This window comes from Actinomycetospora rhizophila, assembly GCF_042657905.1.
GTDB lineage: Bacteria > Actinomycetota > Actinomycetes > Mycobacteriales > Pseudonocardiaceae > Actinomycetospora > Actinomycetospora rhizophila.
Map to the genome: position 1 here is coordinate 290,705 of NZ_JBHSKG010000003.1, position 12,884 is coordinate 303,588.

The following is a 12,884-nucleotide window of genomic DNA, read 5'->3' on the forward strand; positions in this document are numbered from 1 at the left end:
TCTGGACAGGAATTGTTCGCAGAACGCGCGGAATGGCCACCGCCACGCTGCGGGGCCCCGGATCAAGGCGACCCTACCCAGGGCGCGCGACGGTCGGGAAGGGCAGGCGGGGCCCGCCACGGAACGCACACTCGACGCGACGGAGTGCGAGTGGTGGCGGGCCCGACGGGTCAGTGGCGCAGCCCCGCCTGCTTCAGCAGCGGCATGACCTCGTCGCCGAAGTACTTGAGCTCCTCGTTGTAGTCGATCAGCCCGAAGATCATGCCCTGCATCCCGGCCTCGTTGAGCTCCGCGAGCTTCTCGGTGACCTGCTCCGGGGTGCCGACGATCGGGTAGCCGCCCCAGCCGGCGATGAAGCGCTCCTGCATCTTGGTCGCGGCGTGGTCGAACGACTGGCTCGCCCCCGAGGTCGCCATCTTGATGACGTTCCCGGCCGCGCCCCAGTCGCCCTCGTCGACGACCTGCTGGAAGGCGCGCTGGGCCTCCTCCTCGGTGTCGCGGCACACCACGAGGCCGTAGGTCATCACCTGGATGTCGCGCCGGTAGTCGTCGCGGGCCTTCGCGCGGACCTTGTCGGAGTAGGCCCGGATGTTCTCGAGGGTGTCGAGGGAGGCGAAGTTGATGTCGACGTTGCGCGCCGAGAACTCGATGCCCGAGGCCGAGTTGCCGGCGTTGAGCAGCGCCGGCCGCGGCGCCTGGTGCGGCTTGGGGTACGCCTCGAGCAGCTCACCGTCGAAGTACCGGGTGTGGACGGCGAAGGTGCCCTCCTCGCTCCAGAGCCGGTCGGCGAAGTCGATCCACTCCTGGCCGAACGCGTAGCGCTCGTCGTGCTCGCGCTGCTCGGAGCCGAACATCTCCATCTCCGGCGCGACCCACCCCATGACGAGGTTGAGGGCGAAGCGCCCGCGGGAGATGTGGTCGATGGTGGTCGCCATCTTGGCCGCGACGATCGGGTGCACCGTGGGCAGGTGCGAGGTCGAGGCCACGGCGATCCGCTCGGTGGCCTGGGCGACGCCGGCGGCCCAGGTGAAGGTCTCGAAGCAGTTGCCGTTGAAGTTCGTCGAGCCGCCGAAGCCCTTCCACCGGGCCACGGGCACCAGGACGTCGAAGCCGAGGTCGTCGGCCCGGCGCGCGATCTCCATGGTGTGGTCCCAGGTGATCTCGTACGTGCTCGGGGCGTGGCTCATGATCAGGCCGTAGGAGCAGTTGACGCCGAAGAGGCCGAGCTTCATCTTCTGGTCGCCGAACAGCGGGTTGGTCAGGTGGCGGTCGACCAGGGGGCGCGTCTCGCTGATCGGTCGCGGATCGGTCGGGGCGAGGCCGAGGCGCTCGTTGGCGGTGACGGTCACGTCGTCTCCTTCGTCGTCGGGTGGGGTGGGTCAGCCGAGCTGGAACGGGTCGCGGGTGCCGCCCGTCAGCTCGACGAAGATCGACTTGTTATCGGTGTACTCGGCGATCGCGTCGACGCCGTTCTCGCGGCCGATGCCGCTGGAGCCGAAGCCGCCGAAGGGCATGTTCGGGGCGATGACGCGGTAGGCGTTGATCCACACGGTGCCGGCGCGGAGGGCCGCGGCGACGCGGTGCGCGCGGTGCACGTCCTTGGTCCACACCGCGCCGGCCAGCCCGTACGGGGTGTCGTTGGCGAGCTTGAGGGCCTCGTCCTCGTCGGTGAACGTGTAGGCGGCGAGGACCGGGCCGAACACCTCCTCGCGCACGACGGTGTTCTCCGGGGTGACGTCGGTGACCACCGTCGGCCGGACGAACAGGCCCCCGTGCTCGTCGTCGGCGGCGCCGCCGCAGGCGAAGGTCGCGCCCTCGTCCGCGGCGCCGCGCAGGTAGCCGAGGACCTTCTCGTACTGGGGCCGGTTGGCGACCGGGCCCATCTCCGTGCCGGCCTCCGTGGGGTCGCCCAGGACGATCGCGTCGGCCCGCGCCACCACCTTCTCCACGAGGGCGTCGTGCACGTCGGCGTGCACCAGCAGGCGCGAGCCCGCCATGCAGGTCTGGCCCGTGGCGGCGAACACCCCGGCGACCAGCCCGTTGGCGGCGGCGTCGAGGTCGGCGTCGGGGAAGACGATCTGCGGCGACTTGCCCCCGAGCTCGAGCGTGACGCGGTTGATGTTCGCCCCGGCCGCCTGCGCGATCGCGGCGCCGGTCGCCGTCGAGCCGGTGAAGGCGATCTTGTCGACGCCGGGGTGGCGGGCCAGGGCCTCGCCGGTCGACCGGTCCTGGCCGGTGACGACGTTCAGCACGCCGGCGGGCAGCCCGGCCTCGGTGAGGATCTCCGCGAACGCGACGGTGGAGGCCGGCGAGTGCTCGGAGGGCTTGACCACCATCGTGCAGCCCGCGGCGAGGGCCGGCGCGAGCTTGAAGGTGAGCAGCAGCAGCGGGGAGTTCCACGGGGTGATCGCGCCGACGACGCCGACGGGCTCGCGGCGGGTGTAGCCGAAGTAGTTCGGGTTGACCGGCGGCACCGTGCGGCCCTCGATCTTGTCCGCGAGCCCGGCGAAGTAGTAGTACCACTGCGGCAGGCTCGTGAGCTGCCCGCGCATCTCGCGCAGGAGCTTGCCGGAATCGTTGACCTCGAGGCGCGCGAGGCGTTCCGCGTTCGCGGCGACGGCGTCCCCGCAGCGGCGCAGGATCGCCGAGCGCGCGAATCCGGTCATCCGTCCCCAGTCGCCCTCGAACGCCGACCGGGCGGCGGCGACCGCCTCGTCCACGTCCGCCGCGCCGCCGTCGGCGAGCCGGGCCCACGCTTCCCCGGAATAGGGGTTCTCCGAGGAGAAGGTGCCGCCCGACACGGCGTCGACGGATTTGCCGCCGATGAAGAGCCTGAATTCCTCGAGCGCTGTCGTCATCGTTGTCGTCTCCTTGACCGTGGGTCCCGCACAACGGGAATCCGGGGTGGATGGCGGCCAACGCTAGGACCGCGGAAAGGGCGCCGATATCCGTGCAGGGCGGCGCCCGATCCGTTCCGTGCAGACGCGGGTGATCGGTCGCACGCGGCCCCCGAGGGGTCCTGCACGGAACGGATGGCGGGCTGCGCTCTCGGGCTGTTCGCCGTCGCACGGGCCGCCTAACGTTCTCCGGAACCGGACTCGGGGGTCGGCACGAGGAGGTGTCGGGCGATGCCATCCGCACGCGACGACGAGAGCGGCGTGACACCGGCTCGGCTCGGGCGTCACGCGGTCCTGGACACGCGTCGCCTCGAGGAGGCGCGCGAGGCCGTCGCCCGGGTCTACCTCGACCACGACCTCAGCGCGCCCGCCGAGGACGTCGCGATGACGCTGAACGCGACGACCGACCGGCTGTTCACCTTCGGCTACCTGACCTACCAGTCGCCGGCCAAGCTGGTGATGCCCCCGACCGAGGACAACTACCACGTCAACCTGACCATCGCGGGTGCCACGCGCGCGGAGCGGTCCGACGGCACGCGGGGGAGCACGGCGGCGGGGCGGTCGGGCCTGGTCCTGCTCCCGCACCACACCAACACCGTGCGCTGGTCGGCCGACGCCGAGCAGTGGATCCTGAAGATCCCCCGCTCGAGCCTCGAGACGCACCTCGGCGACCAGCTCGGGCGCCCCGTCCACGACGTCGTCGACTTCGAGTTCGGCATCGACCTCACGTCACCGGCCGGGCGCACGCTGCTGTCGTCGGTCGAGTTCCTCGCCCGGGAGCTCGACCGTCCGGGCGGTCTGGGGGACATGCCCCTGGCGCGCGAGCAGCTCGAGGCCTTCGTCATGACCCAGCTGCTCCACGTCGGGCGGCACCGCTACACCGACGCGCTGACGGCCCCCGCGGACCCGGTCCGCCGCGGCCGGCTGGGTCCCGTCCTCGACTACATGGAGCAGCACGCCGACGAGCCGCTCACCCCGCAGGAGCTCGCCCGCGTCGGCTGCCTCAGCGTCCGGACGCTGCACGCGACCTTCCAGCAGGAGCTCGGCGAGTCGCCGATGAGCTACCTGCGGCGCCTGCGGCTCGACCACGTGCGGGCCGAGCTCATGCGGGCGCACCCCGCCGACGTGCAGGTGACCGAGGTCGCGCTGCGCTGGGGGTTCCTGCACCAGAGCCGGTTCGCCCAGCAGTACCGCGAGCGCTTCGGTGAGCTGCCCCGCGACACCCTGCGCGAGCGCCGCTAGTCCCGGGCGGTCGTCCCGAGGAGGTCGTAGGCGCCGCGGTGGAACACCAGCGGCGCGCGCGTGGTGTCCGCATCGAGGGCGCGGACCCGCCCCACGACGATCGTGTGGTCCCCGCCCGGGAACTCGTCCTCCAGCGTGCAGTCGATCCAGGCGACGACACCGTCGAGGCGTGGCGCGCCGGAGGGCGCGGGGGACCAGGCGACACCGGCGTACTTGTCGGCGCCCGAGCGCGAGAAGGCCGTGCTGGTGTCGCGGTGCCCTTCGGCGAGGACGTTCACGCAGAACCGGCCGGCCACTCGGATCCGCGGCCACGTGGTGGACGAGCGCGCGGGGGAGAAGGAGACCAGCGGGGGATCGAGCGAGAGCGAGCTGAACGACTGGCACGTGAATCCGGCCGGCCCGTCCGGGGTCGTCGCGGTGATCACGACGATTCCCGACGCGAAATGTCCGAGCACGTGGCGCATCTGTGCGGGATCGACGGTGGCGGCGTGGGCGTCCATGGCCGAGAACGGTAGGTCCGTGCTCGTCGCCGGACCATCCGCGCACGGCGGCGCGATATCCGGTGACGGCGCCGTACCTCCTGCCCGCGCGCATCGGACAATCGTCGGCGCCCGGCGGATGGTGGTCGCCGTCCTCCCGTTCCTACGGTCGTCCCCGGAATCGTCGAGGAGAGGACACCACCATGAGCGGACCAGCGGGTCACGACGTCCCCGTCGCCGGGCTGCCGTCGACGACGTCGGTGCAGCAGGCGGTGGCGGCCCTCGCCGCGGGGCGGATGGTCGTGGTCACCGACGACGCCGACCGGGAGGACGAAGGCGATCTCGTGCTGGCCGCCGACGCGGCGACGCCGGAGCAGCTGGCGTTCGTCGTGCGGCACAGCACCGGCATCGTGTGCGTGCCGATGTCGGGGCCCCGTGCCGACGCGCTGGCGCTGCCGCCCATGGTCGACGACAACGGTGACCCGCACGGCACCGCCTTCACGGTGACCGTCGACCACGAGGACACGGGCACCGGCGTCTCGGCGGCCGATCGCTCGCGCACGGTGCGGGCCCTCGCCGACACCCGCACGCGCCCCGCGGAGCTGCGGCGCCCCGGCCACGTGTTCCCGCTGCGCGCCCGCGACGGCGGGGTCCTCGTGCGGGCCGGCCACACCGAGGCCACGGTGGACCTGCTGCGCCTGGCCGGCCGCGAGGCGGTCGGCGTCATCGGCGAGATGGTCGACGACGACGGCACCATGCTGCGCGGGGCCGCGCTGACCCGGTTCGCCGCCGAGCACGACCTGCCGGTGGTCGCGATCTCCGACCTCGTGCGCCACCGCCTGGCCACCGAGCGTTTCGTCGAGCACGTGGCGACGTCCGCGATGCCCACGGCGTTCGGGGCGTTCCGCGCCGTCGCCTACCGCTCGACCGTCGACGGCACCGAGCACCTCGCGCTGGTCCACGGCGACGCGGCGGCCGCCGCCCGGACGCCGCGGGGCGCGCTGGTGCGGGTCCACAGCGAGTGCCTCACCGGCGACATCCTGGGGTCGTTGCGCTGCGACTGCGGCGCCCAGTTCGAGCAGGCGATGCGGGCCGTCGCCGCCGAAGGGGCCGGCGTCCTGGTCTACCTCCGGGGCCACGAGGGTCGCGGTATCGGCCTCGCCCACAAGATCCGCGCCTACGAGCTGCAGGACACCGGCATGGACACGGTCGACGCCAACACCGCCCAGGGCCTTCCCGTCGACACCCGCACCTACGGCACCGGCGCGCAGATCCTCGCCGATCTCGGCGTGACCCGGCTGCGGCTCATCACCAACAACCCGGCGAAGTACCGCGGGCTCGCCGGCCACGGCGTCGAGATCCTCGAGCGGGTGGGCCTGCCGGCCGCCGCGGGTCCGGACAACCTGCGCTACCTGCGCACCAAGCAGGAGCGTCTCGGCCACCTCGTGGCCCTGGGCGGGGCCTGAGGGTCGCCCGGCGCCTCTACCGCCGTGGGTCGTCGAGCAGGTGGGCGAGGAGCTGGGCGGGAGCGTCCTCCTGCAGCAGGTGCCCGGCCTCGTCGATCCAGTGCAGCTCGGCGTGCGGGATGTGCTCGTGGAGCCAGGTGCCGTACTCGGGCGGGAGGATCCGGTCGTGGCGCCCCCACAGCAGCCGCACGGGAATGTCGATGCCGGTGAGCGACGACTCGTAGGGACGGGTGTCGGCCTCGGAGAGCTGGCGGTACTGCCGGTAGTAGGCGGCCTGGCCCTCCGGGCCGCGCCACGGGGCGAGGTAGGCCTCGAGGACCTCGGGGCGTAGCCCGCGGTGGCTGGCGTTCTCCAGGTGTGCGGTGACGAGGGCCTCGTGGGCGTACCCGGGCAGGGCGTCGAAGACGTCCGGGTGCTCGCGCATGAGCCGGAAGAGCCCGCGTTCCCAGTGACCGCCGCTGACGGCGTCGAAGATCGTCATGTCCCGGTAGGGCGCCGACTCGAGGAGATGGGCGCGCAGCACGATCGCGCCGCCGATGTCGTTCGCGACGACACTCGGCCGGTCCAGTCCCCAGTGCTCGAGGAGCCGGGTGAAGCGCTCGGCCTGCGCCGCCAGGGTCAGGTCCTGGCCCTCGGCCTTCTCCGACCGGCCGTAGCCGAGGTGGTCGAACACGTAGACCCGGCGTGACCGGGCGAGCGCGGGGGCGATGTCGCGCCACAGGTAGGAGGAGTAGGGGGTCCCGTGCACGAGGACGATCGGCTCCCCGCTCTCGCCGAGCCGTGCCCAGCGCACGACCCCGTCGCCCGTGTCGAAGACCTCCGGCAGTTCCCAGCTCATGGCGGCTCCCGTCGATGGTTCACAGGTCTGTGAACTTCTGCGACACCAAGGTACACAGATCTGTGAAGCAAGGGGTAGGCAGGTCGTCCCCGGCTCACCCGTGGTCGTAGTCCTCGCGCGCGGCGAGGACGTCCGCGATGTTGTCGATCGCCCACCGCTCGAGCGCGCCGAGCGGCGCGAGGAGGCTCCGGCCGAGGTCGCTGAGCTCGTACTCCACCCTCGGCGGGATCACGGGGTGCACCGTCCGGACGACGAGGCCGTCGCGCTCGAGGGCGCGCAGTGTCTGGGTCAGCATCTTCTGGCTCACGCCCTCGATCCGCCGGGCGAGCTCGGTGTACCGCCGCGGCCCGTCCGCGAGGGCGCCGACGACGAGCACGGTCCACCGGTCACCGATCCGGTCCAGCAGCTGGCGCGTCGGGCAGGCCTTCCGGTAGGGGTTCCACGGCGGCTCGTCGCCGGACTCCACGCTCGTCACCTGCACACTCTCCACCCGGTGCGTACAGCACCGCGAGGTGCCTCCTTCCCGGAGGACCCGTGTCCCGGCACGCTCGCCCGGTCGAGGAGAGGAGTCCGAGGATGACCGTGGAGCTCGTGCACCCCGAGGGGGTCCACCGGGTCGACGTCCACCACCAGGTGGCCGACACCCGGGGCTCGCGCACCGTGTACCTGGCCGGGCAGGTGTCCTGGGACATCGAGGGGAACCTCGTGGGCCGCGGCGACGTCGCCGCGCAGGCCGAGCAGTGCTACCTCAACATCGCCGCCGCCCTCGACGCGGTCGGGGCGTCGGCGGCCGACCTGGCCAAGGTCACGGTCTACGTCGTCGACCTCGACGAGGCGAAGGCCGGGCAGTTCGTCGTGGGGCGCGAGCGGGCGGCCGCGACGCTGGGCGTCGCGTTCCAGCAACCGAGCACCTGGATCGGGGTCACCGCGCTGGCCGCGCCGGGCTACCTCGTCGAGGTCGACGCGCTGGCCGTGCTGCCCTGAGTCAGCGGACGAACGTGTGGGCCGGGTACGACTCCACGTCGTTCTTGATCCCGACCTCGTCGAGGATCGGCGCGACCGCCTCGAAGAAGCGGCCGGCCGCCTCCTCGGACTCCCACACGTCGACGATCCGGAAGCCGTGCTCGCCCTGCCCGGTGACGTGGACGAGCAGTCCCGGCACCGGCCAGTCGTCGGGGCTCTCCATCCGGCTCCGGCCGGTCAGTCGCCGCACGGCCTCCTCGTAGCTCTCCTGCGTGAGTCCCGGTCCCTGGTGCACGAACACGACCGACATGATTCGTTCCTCCCTGGCTGAGGCTGGAGCCGGCACCGTGACACCCGGGTCTCCGCGCGACGACGGTCGCAGGGCCCGGACTCCGGGGTCCTTCGACCCGAGCGGGGCCGATCCCGAGCTCACCGGCGCCGCGACCAGCACACGCCCGCAAGGAGGTCGGTGACGGGCTCGTGGTGCCGGAATGCGTGGGGATCGACATGCGACCGAGCGTCGCCCGCGCCGGGGTACCGGACATCCGGGACACGACCGGCTCGACCCCGGGGAAACCGGACGCCGTCTACGCCGAGACGCTGACCGGTGTCCGCCTACCCGCCCGGTGCGGCGAGGTCGCTGCGCTCGGCGAGGTCGAGCAGCTCGCGGTGCAGCCGGCCCGGGTACTGCAGCGGCAGGAAGTGGCCGCCGAGCAGGGGGACGAAGCGCGCGTCGGGAAGGTCCCGCGCCGTGCGCTGCAGGTCGTCGGCGGCGGCGAGGTTGTCCAGGAGCCCGGCGACGACGGTGACCGGGAAGGTGGCGAACGCCGTGTCCATCGGCTCCTGGTCGCCCGCGGCGAGCACGAGCCGGGAGTACCAGACCCACGGGTGGGTCGCGAACTCCCGGGCGACCGCGCTCGTGGCCTGCAGACTCGCCGGCGGGCGGAGCCCGGACAGGCCGACGAGCGCCTGGGCGGTGTCGAGGAACGGGGCGAGCATCCCGGCGGCCGCGGCGACGGGCGGGCCGATCCAGCGCAGGGCCGAGGCGCCCGCCCGGCCGAGGGGTTCGCGCAGGTCGCGCAGCACGCCGGTGGGACCGAACAGGATGTGGAACGGGTCCCCGGCCCGGCCGCCGACGGCCAGGATGCCGGCGACGCGCTCGGGGTGGCGGCGGGCGAACTCGAAGGCGACGTTCACCCCGAGCGACCACCCGACGAGCAGCGCGCGGTCCATCCCGGCGTGGTCCATCACCGCCTCGAGGTCGGCGGCGTGGTCCTCCACGGTGATCCGGTCGAGGTCGGCCGGCGGCCGCGAGGCGTGCAGGCCGCGGTGGTACCAGGAGACGGCGTGCACGCCGCCGTCCGGGTCGGCGAGCAGCGGCCACGCCGACGGCGGCGCGCCCAGCCCGTTGCTGATGACCACGGGCAGGCCCACGCACTCGTTGTCCCAGGTCCGGATCCACGTGCCGTCACTGCTGCGGGTGCCGGGCGTCCCAGCCGGGCGGAGGTCGACCTGCGGTGCGGACATGACGAAGTCGTGCCCTCGATCCGACCCGGGGGAACGCGATGCGCGCCAGGTACCGACGAGCGGACCAACGGCCGTCGGCGCCGGGAGCACGGCGGCCCTCCGCGCGCGCGTCGCGAGGTCGGGCAGACCGATCGCCGCGCACGAGATCCGGATGCTCTGCTCTACCTCCTCGGCGCCCGGATGCTCGAGTACGAGGGCGAGGCGCTGGCCGAGGAGCTGATGTTCGCCGTCCGCCACGTCGGGTCCTACGAGCGCGTCGCCGTCGTCAGCGACCACGACGGGCTGCGACCGGCCCTCCGCGTGCTCTCGGCGCCCGTTTCGGGGCAGTGGCGGGCGTTCCCGCTCGACCGGCTGCCGCAGGCCACGGCGTGGGTGGCCACCGGCCAGGAGTCGTGACGGTCGCTACCGCTCGAACTCCCACACGAGGACACCCGGCAGGCCCACGTACGCGTCGCGGTTCGCGTTCGGGACGAGGTCCGCGGTCGGTGTGGCGGCGGCCTCGGCGGTCAGGCGCGGCTCCTCGCAGCTCCGGACGGTGAGGCCGGCGTCCCGCGCCGCCGTCACGTAGTCCGACGGCAGGTGGGCGTGCAGGCGCATGAACGCTCGCCCGTGGTCGGTCGGGAACTGCGCCTGCCAGCCCAGCGCCACCAGGAACGGGTGGACGTCGCTGATGACGACCCGGCCCCCGGGGCGCACGACGCGGGCGAGCTCGCCGAAGGCGACGCCGAGGTCGGGGACGTGCACGAGGGCCAGGGCGCAGACGGCCGCGTCGACGGACCCGTCGTCGAGGGGCAGGCGGGTCAGGTCGCCGTGGAGGAAGCGTGCGTCGGGGAGCTTGGCGCGGGCGAGGTCGAGCATGGCGGGGGACCGGTCGACGCCGATGACGGTGTGGCCGCGGCCGGCGAGGTGGGACGCCCACCGCCCGGTGCCGCAGGCGGCGTCCAGCATCTCGCCGGCGGGCAGCGCGTCGAGCAGGCGACGCACCGGCGGCTCCTCGAGGCCGAACAGCCGCAGCGGACGGTCGTAGGTGGCCGCCCATCGCGCGTAGCCCTCGGTGAGGTCGAGCTCGGCGCCCAAGCGCCCGGTCGGGGCCGCGCCGTCCAGCAGGGCGCGTGTCTCGGCGAGGCGCGCCGCCCGCTCGTCGGCGGCGTCGGCGTAGAGGGTCCGGAGCAGGGCCAGGCCCTCGACGCCGACCGCCAGCTCTTCGAGTGTCGGGCCCGGATCGGTCATCTCGAGGACGCTACCGGCGACGACGCCCGGCGCTACCGTGTTCCATGCGGATCCTGTTCGCCAGCACCGGCGGGGCGGGGCACGTCACCCCGATGCTCCCGTTCGCCGCCGCCTGCCGCCGGGCGGGGCACGACGTGCTGCTGGTGGGCCCGCCGGGGCTCGCCGCCACCGCAGAGCACGAGGGGCTGCCCTTCGCGATCGGCGCGGCGCCGGACGACGCGGAGCTCGGCCCGGTCTGGGCGCGGGTCCCGCACCTGCCCACCGTCGAGGCCGAGCGGCTCGTGGTCGGGCAGGTCTTCGCGACGCTGAACGTCCGCGCGATGCTGCCCGCGGTCCGCGACACCGTGCGCGCCCGGCGGCCCGACGTGATCGTCCGCGAGTCCGCGGAGATCGCGTCGGCGGTGGTGGCCGACGAGGAGGGGATCCCGCACGTCGAGGTCGGCATCGGGCTCATCTCGGCGCAGCGGCAGATGCTGGCGCTGGCGACGGACGCCATCGAGGCGTGGAGGCCCGGGCTGACCGGGCGGATCGCGGCCGCCCCGTACCTGACGTTCTTCCCGCCCTCGCTCGACTCCGGGCATGGGCCGGATCCCGCACCGACGTACCGGTTCCGGATGCCGCAGGCCGCGCCCGCACCGCTGCCGGACCACTGGCGCGGCGACGACCGCCCGCTCGTCTACGTGACGTTCGGCAGCGTCGCGGCGAGCGTGCCGACCGCGGCGCCGATCTACGACGTGGCCCTCGCGGCGGTGGCCGACCTCCCGGCGCGCGTGCTGCTCACCACCGGCCACGGGGTCGACGACGACCGGCTGGTCGCGCCCGGCCCACACGTGCACATCGCCCGGTGGGTGCCGCAGGCCGACGTGCTGGGCAACGCGCGCGTCGTGGTCTGCCACGGCGGGTCGGGGACGACGCTCGGCGCGCTGGCGGCCGGGGTCCCGCTGGTGATCACGCCGCTGTTCGCCGACCAGCCGGCGAACGCCCGCCGGGTCGCCGAGCTCGGCGCGGGGATCGAGGTCCGCCCGCGCGACCCGGGTGCCCCGGCCAGCGCGGTCGACCCGGCCGACCTGCGCCGGGCGATCACCGACGTGCTCGCCGACCCCGCGGCCGCGGCGGTGGCCCAGAAGATCGCCGCCGAGATCGGGGCGCTGCCACCGACCGAGGACGCCGTCGACTTGATCACGCCGGCCGCCGCGCGACCCCGTCGCTGACATCTCCCCGGAGCGTCTGCTCCGGCGGGACGAAGTCGCAAACCGGAGGAGACACGGTCGTTGTCCCGGGACGTCACCATGCACTCCGCTCGAGTTCTCGAACACTCGGCGCCCGGACGAATGCGGAGGTCGCGCGAATGGCTGACATCGAGCAGGGATCAGTTCAGGCGAACGGACTGGAGTTCCGTTATCTGCACGCGGGGAGCGGGCCGCTCGCCTTGTGCTATCACGGCTTTCCCGACTCGCCCTGGTCGTATCGCCATCTCCTGCCGGCCCTCGCCGATGCCGGGTACCACGCGGTCGCACCGTTCGCCCGCGGCTTCGCGCCGACGCAGTTGCCCGACGACCGCCACCACGTCCACTCGAGCACGATGGTCGCCGATGTCCTCGCTCTTCGGGAGGCGCTCAGCGGGGAGGACGCTGCGGTCCTGATCGCCCACGACTGGGGCGCGGTGGCTGCGTGGGGTGCGGCGGGGAAGGAACCCGACGGGTGGTCGCGGGTAGCCATCATGAACATCCCACCGTTGGAGATCTTCGGCGAGAACATCGTGACCTACGAGCAGATCAAGAAGTCGTTCTACTTCTGGTACTTCCAGATGCAGCGGGTCGCCGAGGACGTGATCCGGGCCGATGACTTCGCCTTCATCGACAACATCTGGGCGGACTGGTCACCGGGCTACGACGCCTCCGAGGATCTGCCCCGCGTCAAGGAGTGCATCCGCGATCAGGCGCACTTCGAAGCGGCGTTGGGTTACTACTGGGGCCAGTTCGATCCGACGCGCTTCGGGTCACCGTCCTGGGCCGCCGAGCAGGCCGCCGCGTGGGGGTTCTCGCTGACCCAGCCGACGCTCTATCTCCACGGCACCAACGACGGCTGCCACGGCATGAGCCAGGCCCAGGTCGATCGGGTGCCCGACTACTGCGGCAAGGGCTCGCGGTCGGAACTCATCGAGGGTGTCGGTCACTTCATGATGGTCGAGCGACCCGACGACATCAATCGCCGCATCCTCGACTTCCTCCAGGAGGTGTGA

General features: G+C 73.0%; 14 protein-coding genes. 6 read left to right on the forward strand and 8 right to left on the reverse strand.

The features are described from left to right. Positions 1-170: 170 nt before the first annotated feature. Positions 171-1,349, reverse strand: a complete 1,179-nt coding sequence (locus ACFPK1_RS08815; protein ID WP_378020533.1) for an LLM class flavin-dependent oxidoreductase — start codon at positions 1,347-1,349, stop codon at positions 171-173. A 30-nt stretch (positions 1,350-1,379) separates the two neighbouring features. After that, the gene (locus ACFPK1_RS08820; RefSeq protein WP_378020534.1) at positions 1,380-2,858 is read right to left on the reverse strand and encodes an aldehyde dehydrogenase; all 1,479 of its coding nucleotides are present in this window, start codon (positions 2,856-2,858) and stop codon (positions 1,380-1,382) included. 270 nt (positions 2,859-3,128) lie between these two features. On the opposite strand from ACFPK1_RS08820, the gene ACFPK1_RS08825 reads away from it, so the two are divergent. Next, positions 3,129-4,139: an AraC family transcriptional regulator gene (locus ACFPK1_RS08825; protein WP_378020535.1), complete on the forward strand. Its 1,011-nt coding sequence runs from the start codon at positions 3,129-3,131 to the stop codon at positions 4,137-4,139. Here the strand turns inward: ACFPK1_RS08825 and ACFPK1_RS08830 are convergent. Further along, positions 4,136-4,639 (reverse strand): flavin reductase family protein, encoded by a 504-nt coding sequence (locus tag ACFPK1_RS08830; protein ID WP_378020536.1) that lies wholly within the window; start codon positions 4,637-4,639, stop codon positions 4,136-4,138. The genes ACFPK1_RS08825 and ACFPK1_RS08830 overlap by 4 nt on opposite strands. Before the next feature lie 182 nt (positions 4,640-4,821). Between ACFPK1_RS08830 and ACFPK1_RS08835 the strand changes: the two genes are divergently transcribed. Continuing rightward, positions 4,822-6,084 (forward strand): bifunctional 3,4-dihydroxy-2-butanone-4-phosphate synthase/GTP cyclohydrolase II, encoded by a 1,263-nt coding sequence (locus tag ACFPK1_RS08835; RefSeq protein ID WP_378020537.1) that lies wholly within the window; start codon positions 4,822-4,824, stop codon positions 6,082-6,084. A gap of 16 nt (positions 6,085-6,100) precedes the next feature. Here ACFPK1_RS08835 and ACFPK1_RS08840 read toward each other — a convergent pair whose 3' ends face one another. Beyond that, on the reverse strand, positions 6,101-6,922 hold the full coding sequence (locus tag ACFPK1_RS08840) for an alpha/beta fold hydrolase (RefSeq protein ID WP_378020538.1): 822 nt from the start codon (positions 6,920-6,922) through the stop codon (positions 6,101-6,103). A gap of 94 nt (positions 6,923-7,016) precedes the next feature. Beyond that, a complete protein-coding gene (locus tag ACFPK1_RS08845; RefSeq protein WP_378020539.1) occupies positions 7,017-7,397 on the reverse strand; it encodes a winged helix-turn-helix transcriptional regulator in 381 nt (126 codons plus the stop codon). 101 nt (positions 7,398-7,498) lie between these two features. Between ACFPK1_RS08845 and ACFPK1_RS08850 the strand changes: the two genes are divergently transcribed. Continuing rightward, a complete protein-coding gene (locus tag ACFPK1_RS08850) occupies positions 7,499-7,906 on the forward strand; it encodes a RidA family protein (RefSeq protein ID WP_378020540.1) in 408 nt (135 codons plus the stop codon). Position 7,907: 1 nt separating this feature from the next. Here the strand turns inward: ACFPK1_RS08850 and ACFPK1_RS08855 are convergent, their stop codons facing one another. Then, the gene (locus ACFPK1_RS08855; RefSeq protein ID WP_378020541.1) at positions 7,908-8,195 is read right to left on the reverse strand and encodes a hypothetical protein; all 288 of its coding nucleotides are present in this window, start codon (positions 8,193-8,195) and stop codon (positions 7,908-7,910) included. A gap of 305 nt (positions 8,196-8,500) precedes the next feature. Beyond that, complete coding sequence (locus tag ACFPK1_RS08860; RefSeq protein ID WP_378020542.1) at positions 8,501-9,412, reverse strand: alpha/beta fold hydrolase; 912 nt, start codon at positions 9,410-9,412, stop codon at positions 8,501-8,503. A 180-nt stretch (positions 9,413-9,592) separates the two neighbouring features. Between ACFPK1_RS08860 and ACFPK1_RS08865 the strand changes: the two genes are divergently transcribed. After that, positions 9,593-9,808, forward strand: a complete 216-nt coding sequence (locus ACFPK1_RS08865; protein ID WP_378020543.1) for a SpoIIAA family protein — start codon at positions 9,593-9,595, stop codon at positions 9,806-9,808. A 6-nt stretch (positions 9,809-9,814) separates the two neighbouring features. On the opposite strand, the gene ACFPK1_RS08870 is transcribed toward ACFPK1_RS08865, so the two are convergent. Then, the gene (locus ACFPK1_RS08870; RefSeq protein ID WP_378020544.1) at positions 9,815-10,642 is read right to left on the reverse strand and encodes a class I SAM-dependent methyltransferase; all 828 of its coding nucleotides are present in this window, start codon (positions 10,640-10,642) and stop codon (positions 9,815-9,817) included. Positions 10,643-10,686: 44 nt separating this feature from the next. Between ACFPK1_RS08870 and ACFPK1_RS08875 the strand changes: the two genes are divergently transcribed. Together ACFPK1_RS08875 and ACFPK1_RS08880 are read left to right on the forward strand one after the other, a co-directional pair. Next, on the forward strand, positions 10,687-11,853 hold the full coding sequence (locus ACFPK1_RS08875; RefSeq protein WP_378020545.1) for a glycosyltransferase: 1,167 nt from the start codon (positions 10,687-10,689) through the stop codon (positions 11,851-11,853). Between the two features lie 137 nt (positions 11,854-11,990). Further along, the gene (locus ACFPK1_RS08880) at positions 11,991-12,884 is read left to right on the forward strand and encodes an alpha/beta fold hydrolase (protein WP_378020546.1); all 894 of its coding nucleotides are present in this window, start codon (positions 11,991-11,993) and stop codon (positions 12,882-12,884) included.

What these genes read in the sequence shown, in the direction of transcription:
- ACFPK1_RS08820 (WP_378020534.1), bottom strand. Translation starts at nt 2,858, where the DNA reads ATGACGACAGCGCTCGAGGAATTCAGGCTCTTCATCGGCGGCAAATCC.
- ACFPK1_RS08825 (WP_378020535.1), top strand. Translation starts at nt 3,129, where the DNA reads ATGCCATCCGCACGCGACGACGAGAGCGGCGTGACACCGGCTCGGCTC.
- ACFPK1_RS08830 (WP_378020536.1), bottom strand. Translation starts at nt 4,639, where the DNA reads ATGGACGCCCACGCCGCCACCGTCGATCCCGCACAGATGCGCCACGTG.
- ACFPK1_RS08835 (WP_378020537.1), top strand. Translation starts at nt 4,822, where the DNA reads ATGAGCGGACCAGCGGGTCACGACGTCCCCGTCGCCGGGCTGCCGTCG.
- ACFPK1_RS08840 (WP_378020538.1), bottom strand. Translation starts at nt 6,922, where the DNA reads ATGAGCTGGGAACTGCCGGAGGTCTTCGACACGGGCGACGGGGTCGTG.
- ACFPK1_RS08850 (WP_378020540.1), top strand. Translation starts at nt 7,499, where the DNA reads ATGACCGTGGAGCTCGTGCACCCCGAGGGGGTCCACCGGGTCGACGTC.
- ACFPK1_RS08855 (WP_378020541.1), bottom strand. Translation starts at nt 8,195, where the DNA reads ATGTCGGTCGTGTTCGTGCACCAGGGACCGGGACTCACGCAGGAGAGC.
- ACFPK1_RS08860 (WP_378020542.1), bottom strand. Translation starts at nt 9,412, where the DNA reads ATGTCCGCACCGCAGGTCGACCTCCGCCCGGCTGGGACGCCCGGCACC.
- ACFPK1_RS08865 (WP_378020543.1), top strand. Translation starts at nt 9,593, where the DNA reads ATGCTCGAGTACGAGGGCGAGGCGCTGGCCGAGGAGCTGATGTTCGCC.
- ACFPK1_RS08870 (WP_378020544.1), bottom strand. Translation starts at nt 10,642, where the DNA reads ATGACCGATCCGGGCCCGACACTCGAAGAGCTGGCGGTCGGCGTCGAG.
- ACFPK1_RS08875 (WP_378020545.1), top strand. Translation starts at nt 10,687, where the DNA reads ATGCGGATCCTGTTCGCCAGCACCGGCGGGGCGGGGCACGTCACCCCG.
- ACFPK1_RS08880 (WP_378020546.1), top strand. Translation starts at nt 11,991, where the DNA reads ATGGCTGACATCGAGCAGGGATCAGTTCAGGCGAACGGACTGGAGTTC.